Source organism: uncultured Anaerobiospirillum sp. (assembly GCF_902485895.1).
Lineage (GTDB): Bacteria > Pseudomonadota > Gammaproteobacteria > Enterobacterales > Succinivibrionaceae > Anaerobiospirillum > Anaerobiospirillum succiniciproducens.
The window spans coordinates 21,656-37,402 of record NZ_CABTML010000109.1 but is presented as its reverse complement, the minus strand read 5'-3'; the positions used below and the strand labels follow the sequence as shown (position 1 = coordinate 37,402).

Annotated in this window: 8 protein-coding genes; 3 read left to right on the top strand and 5 right to left on the bottom strand. The window is 43.8% G+C overall.

The genetic code is table 11. From position 1 onward, the window contains the following. The first annotated feature begins 103 nt into the window (after positions 1-103). From RDO37_RS09270 to RDO37_RS09260, 3 genes are all read left to right on the top strand, one after another. Entirely contained in the window at positions 104-1,243 is a 1,140-nt protein-coding gene (locus RDO37_RS09270; protein WP_308498879.1) for an alpha/beta hydrolase, read from the top strand. 440 nt (positions 1,244-1,683) lie between these two features. After that, positions 1,684-2,649: a flagellin gene (locus RDO37_RS09265; protein ID WP_308498878.1), complete on the top strand. Its 966-nt coding sequence runs from the start codon at positions 1,684-1,686 to the stop codon at positions 2,647-2,649. Between the two features lie 200 nt (positions 2,650-2,849). Further along, entirely contained in the window at positions 2,850-3,851 is a 1,002-nt protein-coding gene (locus RDO37_RS09260) for a flagellin (protein ID WP_308498877.1), read from the top strand. Positions 3,852-4,173: 322 nt separating this feature from the next. On the opposite strand, the gene RDO37_RS09255 is transcribed toward RDO37_RS09260, so the two are convergent. The 5 genes from RDO37_RS09255 to RDO37_RS09235 form a co-directional block, all read right to left on the bottom strand. Then, positions 4,174-5,943: a serine hydrolase gene (locus RDO37_RS09255; protein WP_308498876.1), complete on the bottom strand. Its 1,770-nt coding sequence runs from the start codon at positions 5,941-5,943 to the stop codon at positions 4,174-4,176. A 550-nt stretch (positions 5,944-6,493) separates the two neighbouring features. Next, positions 6,494-7,459 carry a hypothetical protein gene (locus RDO37_RS09250; protein WP_308498875.1) on the bottom strand — a complete coding sequence of 322 codons (966 nt, stop codon included), beginning with the start codon at positions 7,457-7,459 and terminating at the stop codon, positions 6,494-6,496. 181 nt (positions 7,460-7,640) lie between these two features. Continuing rightward, entirely contained in the window at positions 7,641-7,847 is a 207-nt protein-coding gene (locus tag RDO37_RS09245; RefSeq protein ID WP_308498874.1) for a hypothetical protein, read from the bottom strand. A 159-nt stretch (positions 7,848-8,006) separates the two neighbouring features. After that, entirely contained in the window at positions 8,007-9,887 is a 1,881-nt protein-coding gene (locus RDO37_RS09240; RefSeq protein WP_308498873.1) for an AMP-binding protein, read from the bottom strand. Positions 9,888-10,195: 308 nt separating this feature from the next. Then, positions 10,196-15,709, bottom strand: coding sequence for a translocation/assembly module TamB domain-containing protein (locus RDO37_RS09235; protein WP_308498872.1), 5,514 nt, complete (start codon positions 15,707-15,709; stop codon positions 10,196-10,198). Between the last annotated feature and the right edge of the window lie 38 nt (positions 15,710-15,747).

Here is a 15,747-nt window from a genome sequence, read left to right as displayed (position 1 = left end):
CCCAGCGAAGGCTAACTTTACCCAATGCAGCATTAGCTAAAATCTTAGCTGTGATTAAGCATGGTCAACTGTGCTTGTGAGTTAAACAAATAAGGAAAACAGAATGATTTTTGGTAGCAAGAAACTGTCTAAGATGGTTGCCATCAGTGCTTTAAGCGCTGCTTTAGGCGCTGTGCTGTTCACCACTAGCGCAACAGCATCAGAGATCAAATACATGGAGCGCATTGCTCCTGCTTATCGTGATGGAGCCTCTGCAAATATGTTAAGCCTGACCAGTCTTGAAGACGTGAAGAACTTTACCAAGAACTTCAAGGAAGAGTTTGGCACCATCAAGCCTGAAATCATCAAGGTTCCAAATGAGTTTGAGCAAGGTGAAGTTGAAGTTTCCTTATACAAGCCACAAGCTTGCACTGAGCCATCTGACAAGTGCCCTGTATATGCAGATGTTGCCGTTAAGCAAGATCGCCGCATGGATCGTCCTTTAGTAGTATTTCTTCACGGCGGCGGTTTCCTCTTACGCAATGCCTATTACATGTCTAACTACTATCAGACAATCGCAAACACTCTGCAAGCTAACGTAATCGTACCAAAGTACCGTCTATCTACTGAAAAGCCATTCCCTGCACAGCTTCATGATAGCTACAGTGCGCTTACTTACTTCTATCAGAACGCAGATAAGTACCGCATTAATACTGATGCTATTGTGTTAATGGGTGAAAGCGCTGGCGGTGGCTTAGCTGCTGGTATGTCTTTATTTAATCGCGATCATTACGACTTCCCAATTGCTGGCCAGGTTCTGACTTATCCAATGCTTGATTACCGCACTGGCACCAACGAAGTTGTTAAGGCCGAGAAGACTGGCGAGGTCTTATGGACTCCTGAGAGCAATGTATTTGCTTGGAGTCAATATGGTGATGCCAAAGAAGTAGCTCATATGGCCCCAGATGCTCGCAAGAAGCTCATCCAGAAGAGTGACTACTTAGGCTACTTCTCACCAACCTTTGCTCAGGACTTAAGCAACATGCCTGCTAGCTTCATTTATGTAGGCGACATCGATCTCTTTGTTAGTGAGTCCTTAAACTTTGCCAACCAGTTAGTTAATGCTGGTAACGAGGTTGAGCTGCACGTTGAGAACGGCGTCTACCACTGCTTTGACTACATCGTTCCAGAGGCAGATGAGTCTGCAAAGTATCGCAAGGCTCTCTTTAACTTCATGGCTGACCGCATGTACGGCGTCCACTAATCAGCCACTACTCCACATCAATAGCTGCTAGCAATAACTTCTAGCACCCCATTAGGCCACCAGCTGCACAGCCAACTTCGGCATGCCCTGATGGCCTTTTTCTTTGCAAACCCATTAAAACAGCCTGCCACCCCATCCTCCCTTAGACAAACATAAAACATAGCGGCAAAAGCTAGTCAAATTGTCAAACTAACTATTAACGATAGACAATCTAAACAGTCAAGTTCGAGTGTAATGATTAATTGCACAAAATTAGCGGCGCTTAAATCACCTAATCAGTTCCATAAACCTAGCAATTCCTTGGCTTAAATAGGCTTATAACAAAAAAATTGCAAAAGCAATTTAGTAGATAGGCACACCTTATGCACTTTATAGATTACGATTCCAAATGGCCATGATGTCCACAGATAGCTCATGGCAAGTTATGAGAGATAACGACTATGGCTCTGTACGTCAATACCAACGTGAGCTCCATTAATGCTCAACGTAAGCTGGCTAACTCGACCTTAGCCCTGAATACTTCATACCAAAGACTCTCATCAGGTCTTCGTATCAACAGCTCCAAAGATGACGCTGCGGGTCTACAGATCTCAGATCGCTTAACTGCCCAGATAAATGGCTTAAATCAGGGAAATCGTAACGCTAACGACGGTATCGCCTTGGCCCAAACCATTGAAGGTGCCTTAGACGAAACCACCAACATGCTCCAGCGTATTCGTACCTTAGCTGTTCAGGCCGCTAACGGTACCAATACTCAAAAAGATCGCCAAGCTCTTCAAGAAGAGGTAAATGCCCTTTCTGAAGAAGTTACCCGTATCGCCAAGAAGACCACCTTTGCTGGCGCACAAGTTCTCGACGGCGGCGGCAACAACTCATTAATGCGTAAGATTGGTAACACCAACAAGTATGAGTACTTCTTCCAGGTCGGAGCCAACGCCAACGACGAAATATCTCTAGAATGCGGTGCCTTTACTATGAAGGCCATTGCAGACACCCTCAGTGTAGGCACTTTGCCTGCCATTAGTGCTAATCAAGGAACTGTTGGTACCGACTGGTCAAAAGCAGGTCTTTCAAAGGCAAATGGTACTAATGAGGTCCGTTGGTTGGTAAAGACTCCTCAGGCTGCTCAGAACACCCTGAATACTATCGATAAGTTCATTGAATACGTTGATTCTAAGCGTGCGGCCCTAGGCGCAATACAGAACAGAATGGAATCAACTATCCGCAATCAGAGCTCAATTTCTGAGAACGAATCAGATGCTCGCAGCCGTATTCGCGATACTGACTTTGCGTCTGAAACTGCAGCTTTAACTCAGAACCAGATTATTCAACAGGCCTCTCAGACCATTCTGACACAAGCTAACCAGCGCCCAACTGTTGCGCTGAACCTGTTAGGCGGCAGATAGCCACCTAGCAGTTATCGATTCTCTATATCGCCAAGGCCGCTAACTCTCCATTGCGGCCTTTTTAGAAAAACATCTCTAGCAGACAGTTTATTCGTAAGTGGCATGTATGTCCTTTACGAATACATTGATTGCAACATGCAAGGTGGAGACTGAGCCAAGGGGCATCTCTCTACCGACTAATACAATCGGAGAGATAGATCATGGCTCTATACGTCAATACCAACGTGAGCTCCATTAATGCTCAACGTAAGCTGGCTAACTCCACTTTAGCCCTCAATACCTCTTATCAGAGACTCTCTAGTGGTCTTCGTATCAATAGCTCTAAGGACGACGCTGCTGGTCTGCAGATCTCTGATCGCTTAACATCCCAGATAAATGGCTTAAATCAGGGAAATCGTAACGCGAACGACGGTATCGCATTAGCTCAGACCATTGAAGGTGCACTCGACGAAACTACCAACATGCTGCAACGTATTCGTACCTTAGCCGTACAGGCAGCTAACGGTACTAATACCCAAAAGGATCGTAAGGCCCTGCAAGAAGAAGTAGATTCTTTATGCCAAGAGATCACTCGTATTGGCTATAAGACAACATTCGCCGGTGCTCATGTTCTTATGAGTATAGGTGCTACTAACGCACCTAACGGAGCACCAGGAAATAACGCTAAAGCTCTTGATACCCTTAAAAATGCAGATGGAGAGTATTACTTCCAAGTAGGCGCAAACTCTCAAGACATGATTAAACTAGCAATGTCTAGTGGATTCCACATGAAAGGCATCATGTCTATGCTAGGAATTCAACCAAATGCTGTAGAACAAAGTACCAAAATGTCAAAGGCTGGTGAAAATGGCAAGATGGGACTGTATATGTCAGCACAAAACAAATGGTCAGCTTTAAGATGGGTTGTAGCAACTCCTAGCTGTGCACAGGCCACTCTTGCTGGTATTGATAGTTTTATTGAAGCTATTGACTCAAGACGTGCGGCCCTAGGCGCAGTGCAAAATCGTATGGAAAGCACTATCCGCAATCAGAGCTCTATTGCTGAGAATGAGTCTGACGCCCGCTCACGTATTCGCGATACTGACTTTGCATCTGAAACTGCTGCATTAACTCAGAACCAGATCATCCAGCAGGCCTCTCAGACTATTTTAAGCCAGGCTAACCAGCGTCCTACTGTGGCACTGAGCCTGTTAGGCCGTTAATCAAGTTAGTACATAGTTTTCAGTTTTTCATATCCTAAGGCCGCAATTATTGCGGCCTTATTTGTTTATGGCGCTCGTGTATAAAGCTATGATCGCTCACTGCTTAGAAAGCTATGATAGCTCCTGGATTAGAAAGCTATGAATGTGTAGGCCGATTGGGCTGCTGCATCAGGTATGAATGTGCATGCATCTTGTTCATCTTGTGCACTGGAAGGTATGCAGAGAATATGTGCATGGCCTTTGTTCGTTATTTGATGCATATGCAAAGGGACACCGATGGTGTCCCTTTTGTTATATTTGGTCTTGTAATTTGTATTGCGGCTTACTTCTTATTGAAGTGGAGCATTGGACGGTTACCAGAGCCTGTACGCATGATTTGGTATTCCATGAGAGCCTTGGCAGTTGCTGAAATAGTCATCTCACCAATACGCTGTGCACGTGATGGAGTGCCCTTTACATTACGTACGGAAACAGCCATAACCATACGATGTCCTCTCCACTCAATGTAGGCCATGTCATTTACCACTGAAATGTGACCTGGCATCTCCATAAAGCCACCAACACCCTCGAGTGAGTAGATTCGTAAGTTAGATGAATCAGTCTCCTGAATCAGAGCATTACGCACACCCTTTTGGATGGTTTTCTGACTACTTGGATTGAAGTACATGATATCGTTGATGAAGGTACGCACATCAGAGTTAATGTAGTCATCCTGGAAATAATTAGCCATGAGTTTTGCTGACTCATAGAGTGGAGCTGCGTTCTCGTAGACCAGATTTGGATTTAAGAAAGTATCCACATCGTTATATCTGTAGTGCATACGCTCTACACCCTTAGTCTTACAGAACACATCTAAGGTAGGTAAACTGCCGATGTAAGAAAGAAGAATGCCGCTAGCATTAGAGTCTGACTGGCCTAAAGAGTACTGCATCAGTTCCTTGATGCTCATAGACAGACGACGAGAGTCGGCATTCTTGAGTGCCTCAACCTCTTGATTGTACTGTTCGTATGTACCTTGTGGCTGGCTATGGAGTTTGGCCTGTTCTCGAGCGGCACTGACATCACCTGATTGGAATGCTTTAACCGCACCTGACAGCTGGCTTCGCTTTTGAGCTTTACTTTGTCTGTGAGCTGCACCACCAATAAGCTCGCCAGTTGGGTCCAAAATATCTCGACCTACGGTAGCAAAAAGGATCTCAACTAAAGGAGAAAATACAGAGCGATTAAGCTGCGATACGTCAAAAGAAACACGATAGTCTGGACCATCAGATCGTGCTGACATTAAAGATCCGACTGCATAAGCTAAGTGGAATTTGCTCAGACCAAAGAGTGGGTAATCACGGTTGTCTTTAAGCGCAATAATGCCATTCTCGTCCATTAAAACAAAGCTTAGCTCTGCATTTAAATCTTTTTCAACACGCTGAATATCGCGAATGAGCTCGGTGGCATCATCTTCATTTTCAAGGAAGAATAAATTAGCTGTTTGAGGTAGACGCTTGAATATACGATCATGCTTAGAAAAGTCGCCAAAAGGCTTGTAGTTTGGATCGCTATTACGTGTCTCACGCTGCTCATTGTCATAACGCTCTAAACGTTCTTGCTGATCATTTAAAGCGGACTGACTTGCCTCGAGTGCACGCTGCCTGCGCTCCTCTGCTAAGACATGAGCTGGCTTTTTGACAGTTCCAGTGATTGGATCGTAGTAAGGAGAGGCTAAAGGATTTTCCTCTTCTGCCTGTGCTGCTGTTGCAGTATAGCTGCTGTAATTAGCACTTAAGTTGCCGTGCTTGGCATAAACTGTATTGGCACCATAGTTAACTTTTGGATCCGGAGCTGGAACAAAAATGGTGCTGTTCTTTAAGGTTACGTTGTGTAGCTTCTCTTCAGATGCGTGTTCGTCTTCATACCACATCTGATATTCAACAGGCATAGCATAAGCGCTGCTTATCATTGCTACACTTGAAGCAATTAATGATGCACTCAGAGTAGTCATTACCGCCTTAGACAATAGGCTAGACTTAAAGATTCGCTTGTGACACTTTAACGAATTGGCAAGGCTGTGCTTATCAGATTCATCATTAGTGCAGAACATGACACTCTCCTTGAGTACTATCTTATGCAGTTCGATAACTAAGTTGTTATAGCTGCAGCTTCATTTAACGCTTCACAAAACTCTATAGCGATGTTCGTGCCATATTATATCTATGGCACCATTTTTAGTTATTATCGTGCACAATAGAAGCAATGAGATTAAGAAAGCTAAAGTACTAATCTTAACTAGTAAAGAAAACAAATCTAGCTAAAGCTATTAAGATTGTGAATCATCATCATCACAAGTGCAGATAGACATACCGTATGAAAAGGTACGAATACCATTATTGTATCCTAAAAATGCATGTAGCTATCAGATAGCCACTGCTCTGCCCAATTTTTGCGAATTAAGTACAAATTCTGTGGCTCGTAGCTGCTTCCTGAACAGCTTTTACACGTAAAGAATGAGATGTTTCATCAAGTGTTGTACATACGCTAAAGCATGTGTTTCACCGCTAAAAACTAGCGGCCTTGAGCCTGCTTAAATAGGCATTTTTACTAGGCTTCACGCCTTGTAAGATCGTAATTGCTCTTAACATGTATTACATGGCTTAAGATTCTAGATCTACTACGTTGAATAGCTGACGATCTATATCACTGACCGCTACCTTAAATGGATCATCTACTGAGTCTATCTGCTCTGCTGTTAGATGAGGGCCTTTAGATACCACATATGGGTTCTCGGTAAATGCCTCAATAAAACCACTTAAGATACCCTCAATAGATCCGCCTAAGATATCGGCCTTGCCAATTGGTACACGAACTATTTGGGCATTATGCTTAGTGTCGCTCTCAAGCTGTCTGAAAAAATGATCAAGCTTACCCATATCAACTTCTGTATTTGGATAATACTTGCGGCAGAAATAATAGATTTTGACATCATCTAGTACTTCGTTATCTCGCTTAATCGAGCCAGTAAACAGCTTGTAGTAACGAGTATTCACATCGAGCTTTTGCTCAACGTTATGCAACAAGGTGCAGTACGGAACAGCACTTAAATTTAAAAAGCGGCTATTGCGACTTAATAAGAAGCGTGGAATTGATGGTTCTTCATCGCAATCAAAACTAACATTAGAGAACTTTAAATCTCTAATCTCGAGTGCAACAGAGCTCTTGGTCTCTTTGTACAGATCAGACTTAGTTAAAAAGATGTAAGAAAAGTTTGGGTCTAAACTACGTACACCAATGCCGTGCTTGATGCAGTAATTGCTAAGCACATTTACATCTGACAGTGTTGTCTTAGGATCGTATTGCTCATGCTTGCAAAACGAGTATGAAAAAGCTGGCAGAACCAACAGACCATCGTCTGCAATCACTTCAAAAATTGCATCCAAATAGAAACGTTCGAGCTCTCTACCGTCTAGAATTGGTCGCCCCAACTTAAACAGGGAACAAAACGCAATCACCGTATCTGACTGCTTAAGTCCAGTAGCTTGAATAGCATGCACGAGCTCATCAAAAGTAAAGCGCGATGCTTTCTTATTCATATTTTGAGTGTCTGCTGAACTTAGAGGCATAGTTAGCTCCAAACGTAATGCTTTGTGACCCTTAGTTGACTCTTCTTAACAGTGTACAGAGGTTGTTTTTACAGCATCTGGACATTCTCAGTGGCATGCTGCCATGAGTATTAGCAAACTGTATGTATGCTTAAGATGTGGTCTGTATTGCCCATGAGCAATGGGCATTTGTATGAGTTAATTAAAAAATGTTCTCATACAGTTCTAAGACGGTATCAGCATCTAAAATATCGCCAACCTCAACCTTTACACCATGAGTAGCTAGCTCCTCGATCAGGCTAAAGATTGTGATAGAGGAGTATTCTGGCAGCTCTGAGATATCAGTATCATCAGAGATTTCGCTATTCAGGTGCTTGCCAATCAGTTTGTAAAATTCTACTTTGTCCATGATTTTCTCGAAATGACTGAGCCAAATATGGCTATACGATCTGTCTGGTTATACTTTGCAATCATAGTCATATGCATGCTAACAGACAGCTGCAGTGACTATGAGTAGTTGTTCTGAATAAGAATGGCCTAGTCTAGCAGCAAGTTTGCTGTTTAGCATTTAGCTTACATCGGTATAGCCACTTAACTCACAGTATTTACTCATTAACATCTGTTTGATGGCCTTACGATCAACTTTGCCATTAACATTCAGTGGGAAATCTTGTAGCGCTAAGACATAAGCTGGCTGCATATACACAGCAACATGTGCACGTCCTTTTTGATACAGGAGCTCACACTCCTTTTCGTCGGCACCTTCTACGGCAAGCACTAGTTCATTTGAGCGACCGCCCTCATCAGGTACTTCATAAGCAATAGCTCGAACTACATAGTTAGTTAATGCGCCGAACTGCTCATCTACTTCGTACAAAGATACTCTAAAACCATGCAGTTTGAGCATGTCGCCATCACGACCGATGTAGTAAAAAACTCTCTTTGAGTTCTCATCTAATCTAAAGCATACTAAATCGCCGGTGCGATAGTACTTTGAGCCATTGCGCTCAATGAAGGCGCTGGCATTTTTCTCAGGCATTTGCCAATAGCCAGCGGTTACTTGTGGGCCGCCGATGAGTAACTCACCGACTTCACCTTCGCCTTTTTCTACTCCATCTTCATCACACACGTAAAACTCTACGCCATCAAAGGCATAGCCAAGAGGCACAATGTCGTGCAGCAGCGGTGTTTTTGCCGAATCTACTTTGGAGTCCTCTGCACCAGCCTCATCTTGTTGCATATTAGATAAGACAGATTTTTCAACCTCAAAGATCGATACCGCTACGGTTGCTTCAGTTGGGCCATAAGTATTGTAGATAACTGTGTTTGGACACAGTAAAGAGTAATCATACGCCTGCTTATACCACAAAGCCTCGCCAATAAATATGCTCAGACGAACGCTAGGCAAAGCGCCTACTTTGAACATACCAGATTTCTTGATATATGAGACCATGGCAGGAGTGATGTGCACGATGGTGATACTGTTCTTTTCAATAAACTTAACAGCATTCATCACATCACGCTTAGTAGCGCATACAACAGTTGCTCCACAAATCCATGCACAAACTGGATCTTGCAACGAGATATCAAAAGTTATCTCAGCAAAGTTAGAGAAGATATCAGACTCTTGATAGCGATAGATCTTGGTAATGGTATCAAAATACTTAGACCAGTTAGCACGGGTAACCATAACTCCCTTAGGCGCTCCTGTAGTGCCTGAGGTATAGAGAATGTGCATGATATCTGAAGAGGACATCTTGCTACGTGCTAACTCAAAGTCAAATAGCTGCGCTTGTGCAGCCATTGACTCTGCAGTGTCATCATAAATGATGGACTTAGCGATGATAGCGTTGATAAGCTCAATGGTTTGTGCGCTTATCTCTGCAGCGCCTTGAGTAACTGCATCTGCTTGGCCTTGGCTATTGGCATCGACATGTCCCTGAGTGTTTGCATCTGCAACGCTTTGAGTATTGGCAATGGCTTCTTGCACGTCATTCTTTAGCTCACAGGATACGTTCTTGCTGCAGATGATTTGGATAGACTTGAGGGTCTCTTGAGGCATATTGAGCAGCATCTTAGCTGCATATGAAACCGCCTCTGGAGCAATAAAGATGTGCGAGCTTTGTGAATGGGCACAAATAAAGGCCGATTTTTCACATGGATTAATCAAAGTAAGCGGAACATAAGTTACTCCGCTCATAATGCTTGCTGCAATGGTGGTGTACATATCAAATGTACGGCCAGTACACAAAGCTACACGGCTGACCTTGTTAGCAAGGAGCAGTGCCGCTAAAGAAAAAGAGCGATCACGCAGGTTTGCATAGCTACAGCGCTCTTTTTTGACGATGAGTGCTGTCTTATTTGGATCCTTAGCATGGTTAATTGCATTAAAAAGTTTATCTGCAATAGACTCACAACTATCCACTACTAAGTCTGCCTTGTCCTGCATAATTACCTCAAAAACCTTATGTCATGCTATATCACTCTGTTGCAAAAGTTTAGATAGCTTACAACAGAGCATTGTGGTTATGTCTAATCATTATGATACATGATGTCAACTAATGAGCATAGAACATAAGTCTGTTTGTGTCAGCCTAGTCGCATAGATCATGTTTTTGCTGGGCAAGCCTACTTACATAGATCATCAGTGATCATATGTTTGCTTGTGCAGACTAAGCGCATAGAACATAAGGCTATTGGTGCAGGCCTACCCCATCTGCATGCTATGCACGTTCATGGATAAAGCTCTATTGTTGGCTAGTCGAACTCGAAAGAGTAGATGATGTCGACAGCCTGGTCGATGGATGAGACAAATTCGGCGTAGAGGTTACGGATGAGCTCGTAGCGAATCTTGAATTCGCCAACGGAGTTAAACACGCCGTAGCCATAGGACAGACGCAGCTTGCGTGTCACGTAGCCTTGAACTTCAACTTGAGTATTGTCACCACGACCTTGTGTACCAAGCTGCACATTATCTACACCAAAGGCACCTGCAACACCTTGAGCAAGGCCAGAGAGTCCTGAGACGCCTAAACCTAAGATCATATTGGAGTTGTTGCTATCTTGGTTAGCTACATTCTTATCGAGGCCGTGGCCGTAGAGAATGTAAGAGAGCACCTCGTTTTCACTCATACTTGGCTTAGAGAAGAGCTTGATATCAGGAGCCTGAGCGGTACCAGTTACACGAGCACCCACTACAACATCGCCTTCAATTGACTCAGGATCGGCGACCACTTCAACATTTAAAGTTGGGTTAGCAATTTCGCCATTGAAGATCACACGTGCAGTGGCAAAGTTAAACTTACGACCATAGACGTCAGCAGTACCGTCGACAACGCGAATCTCACCTGCTGATCTAATGTCTTTATGTTCTAACTTCTTGTAGATATCAATGCCGCCAGCAAGATTACCTTTAACCATGCCCATAGCCGCAAAGCGCACGTCATCACCAAACTTCACGCCTAAGTCGATAGTGCTCTTAAACTGTGGCTCACGAGCCTTTTGCATCAGAGATAGCGAACCATCATCCGGAACTAAGATTTCATCTGAGGATACCGACTTACCACTAGCGGCAACATCATGCACAGTAATACGAGCAGTATTAATCTCTACATCACCAGAGATATCAAGAACTTCGCCTAAGGTTACCTTGGTGTTGATATCAGCTACAGCTGTACCATAGCCAACTAAGAACAGTGGCAGCTTCTTGGCTTGAGCGACTAACGAGCCGTCTGCACCTGTAGACCAGTCTAAATCACCATCAAGCTTTAAGCTACCACCATTAAGCACGATAGTGCCATCTAAATCACCTCTTTGACCATTTAAGCCAACCTTAAAGTCAAAGTCATTGACCTGACCAACATCGTAGCGAGGTACAGCGCTACCCTTGGCAGTCATATTGCCAACGAGTAATGGGCTTGAAAGGTTACCACCGATCTTGCTATCTAAGTTAACCATACCCTTAAGCTCAGTAAAGCTTCTACCAACATTGGATAAGGTCTCTAAATCAAAATCGATAATCTTAAAGTAACCAGCAAGCTTAGCATCGGTGGCAGGATTTTTGATATCTAATACTGAGTCAATCTCTCCCCGGCCACCACGTAACTTCATATTGACGGTGTTGTGCATGATGTTCTGACCGATATGTGAGGTAAGGTTGAATGAGTCGTAAACGACGCCAGCTCCCACCTCATGGAAGACATAGCCATCAGCACTGTCTACTCTTAAATCAATATTTGGCTTGCCATTTATAAGCTCCACATCGGCTGATGCCTGTAGTGGTACACGCATGCTCATGCCTTCAGGCATAAAGACACTTAAGCTTGATACATCAAAGTCGTTGATTTGCACTGAAGTCTTGAGATTGTCTTTTTCAAACTCAGTCTTAGCTACGTGGATCTTGCCAATTTCACCCGTGAGTTCAATTGGAGTTACGCTACCTTTAACCTTACCAAAATCAATATCAGCAAAGACTGGAGTTTCTAAGGAAATGCTACCTGCTTTATCGGTAGACAGATACAGTTCTAACAAGTTTGCTGTATAGAGCTTATCAAGGAAGTTCAAGCTACCATCAACAGTAACGTATGCAGATGATGCACCGCCGCAACTTGCTGAGAGATTGTGACGCAGTGGAGTACCAGACAGATCGATAAAGCAATTACGGTTAGCAGCTAGCGCCTTGGTTAGACGTACACGATCTGCAAGTGCAGTGAGGTTTAATGCACGAGTTTGAGTGTTAAAGCCAGCATTTAAGATCACCTTGCGCAGTACAGTATCACCATACTTAATACGTGGAGCAGATCCTGAGATTTCAAAGTTGAGATCCTGCAATGAGCCAGTGCTATTGATAAACAGTGAGACACCGCCAAGTAGTTTTGGATAGATGTACTCAAGGTTCTTAATATCAATCACCGCGCTTAAGTCAGCACCATTTGGCGCTACCTTTCCTGAGGCGATTACCGTGTTCTCGCTTTGGGTAACTCTGAGGCTATCAACTCTAAAGCCGTTGTGAATATCGCCTACGACATCCTCAATATCAAACGATGCCTTGTGACCATTTAAATGCACCTCACCACGGATAAAGCGAACATTGGCCATGACCTCTGGCAAATCTTTACTAAAGATTTGCTCAAGCATAGTGGCTGGTTTTGCTTGCACTCCAGAGGCAATGCCTGTGGAGTCAGTATAAGAGCCAATTTTATTTGGCTCATCGATAAAGCGCACTGCATCAACGTATTCTTGCTGAGAGATCAGTAGATCAGTTGGATTATCGGCTACACCATCAGCCCAAGCTGTTGTTCTTGCAAGAGGACGTACTGCCGCTAATGACTGACCTTTTGAGACAGCCTCAACAGCTGCAGGAGTTGCAACTAAAGCTTGCGCAGCCTCAGTGTTGCCTGAGAGCAATGCCTCTTCAGCATCAGCAATCTCACTTGCGTCAATCGCACCAAAGGCCATCAGTGCAGAGCTCTTTGCTCTTTGTACACTTCTAGCTTTATCATCGGCTGGATCTTGAGAACCATCCTTAGCAGTGTTTTTCTCTACTGCATTGGCTACCTTGAGAACCTTAGCCTTGCCAGTTACACCGCTTTTCTTTACCTCAGCAAGTAAACGAGCCTCTAAAGAGTCTGCATCGAAGTCTTCAAGCTTTACTGAGGTCTTAGGAATACGGTTAGCAAGATAAGCTGGCTCACCTGCAACAGCTAACGCACTTGGGGCATTTTCCTTTCTGTTCAGGATAGCCACTAAGTCACTATCGAGGCTAAAGGAGCCTGCAAGCATTGGAGAGACAAATGATAAATCACTAATCTTGCCCTTAGCTTTAAGATCAGCACCATAGACTTCACCATAGAACAAATCTCCGGTGATATCGGCCATCATGTCATCGTTCTTGTATTTGCCGTTGATCTTAAAGGTATAGATATGAGCTCTTTCATAAGCGATACTAGACTTGATGTTAGTAACTACATTCTCAAAACCATAGCCTGAGATATCTGCCTTTAGCTCTAAATCAATACCATCTGCTAAGTTACCTGCAGTATGTAAATCGAGCTTCTTAGCATTAACAATTGGCTTACCAAAGATTGGGTAAGTAATATCTTTAGTCTTTAAATCAATGATAACTGGAAGAGCGCCGGATAAGACATTAGCGTGAACATTAAGCTCAGAGCTACCACCAAGGTTTAATAGGCTGTGAAGACGCAGATCAGTTAAGTCACCCTCAACTGAGACCTCGCCACTTAAGCCGTATAACAGACCTTGCAAGAAGTCATGAGTCTTGTCGTTTTTATAGCCCTCACCTGAGAGAGTAAAGTTGAGATCAAAATACTTATCAAAGTTAAGATCGCCAACAGCCTGCACCTTGCCAAAGACATGATCTACATTAAGCTTGCTTACCTTAAGCTCAGTTCCCACCCATGAAGCATCAGCCTCAATGTCAGCGCTCAGAGTGTCAAAGCCCTCTTGATAGTAGCGAACCTTGGTTGCCTTAAACTTCTCTACAGTAATATCAAAAGGCAATACGATAGAAGGTAAGAACTCAATAGAACCATCCCCTGATCCAAATGCCTTAACTGCAGCATGTGGCTTCTTTAACTTAGCATTGTGCTTGGCAATAACCTCTTCACCCTTGTGAGATTTTTCTAAGCGAATCTGCTGAGCAATTGTGCTAGCAGTAGCGCCAGTTACTGCATCAATAAAGTCAGCTGCATTGAGAGCTGCAGCCTCAGATTGCGCATGAATTTGTTCAGAGATGCTTTGCTTACTTGCCTCAATGGACATAACACGCTCATGCTCGCTCATGACTTTGCCATTGCTAGCAACACCATTAGATGGTGCTGCGGCCTTTGAGTTTTGGGCCATAGAACTGCTTGCAGCATTGCTTGCCATAGAGCTTCTAGAGGCATTGCTTGCGCTTGAGTGATTCTTATCTACGTTTAGAGCAGCACCATTATTGGCATTAGAGTAAGCATTGATACCCTTGAGTAAAGCTTTTTCATAGTCATCGACATTGGTAAGCTCATGGCTACGAATCACGCCATCTTTCTTTGCCTTGTGAGGCTTAGTATCTTGTGGACGGGTAATGCTTGGCTTTTCGCTTAAGAGCACTGGCACTTTATGCTCGTTAAACAGAGCGCTTTCCATGGCCTTGGCAAACTCTTCAGGATCTTTGTAGACAAGACTATCTGGACGAATAGTAATCTTGCGCTCACCCTTGGCCGCACTCTTATCACCGGCTGCGCTCTTATCCTTGGATGCTTGCTTATCGGCTGTGGTTTTAGCTGCGGAAAGCTCTTCTGGGCTGTCGATAGTAGCTGAGGCGGTGGCTGGGTTGAAGTCTTTAAAGAGCTCATCTTCGGCAACTTCAGCTTGGCGCTCGTTGTGCTCAGAGGCAATCACCATTTCTACGGTCTTGCCTTGCTTAGCTGCAGCAACTAAGGCCTTAGAGGCATCATCCAGATCGCTAAGACGAATGATCTGACCATCCACCATAACAGCAAGTGAGCTATCTACTCGGTTAACGGCCTCATTGTCGGCGTTCTCTTCAGCAACATCGGCCTCGTTCTTTAAATGAACGGTAGTGCCATCTACATACAGATGCTTAGAACCTACTTTATCCGAACGTGCCCATAAAGCAGAGTTTAAGGAGCTTAACTCTACATCCACAATTTGTGAGCGGAATGCAAAGTCAGATACGTCAAAGCGGTGAATATCAATATCCACTGGGAATGACATTCTAAATGGCTCAGTGCTTGGCTCTTGCTTCTCTTTTGATGGGCCTTCAAAGAGCTTGTCGGACAGCGCTACAGTAAGCTTATGTGCCTCTAAATTATTAACTGTGACGAGCATAGAGGTGATGTCTGACAGATCATAATCTAAGGTCAGTTCATCAGCGGAGATCGCTACTACATCACGGATATCAACTAAGGTATGACCAAGCTTTAGACCGCTTAAAACTGAGCCTGACTCAATGGTGGTATCGATAATGATGAAATCAGGAATAAAGCGTTGCGAAAGAGCTAAAGCATTGCGAGCACCAGATAAAGTGCCTAAGAAGTAATAGAGCACGCCAAAGAGAATGCACATGAATACAAATAGTGCACAGAGCATATGCTTAAAGCACTTAAGCATGCGTCTTTTAAGGCTCTGACGTGGCTTGCCATTGAGCTTGCTAGTAGCTGTGATCTTAGATGCTACTGTACTGCTCTGAGCATCTTTTGCTGAATCTTTTTTAGCTGCGTCAGAGGAGGATGCTCCTCCTTGAGCACTCATGTGGTTTTTCTCGTTTCGGTCCAAGGCCGAAGCTTTAT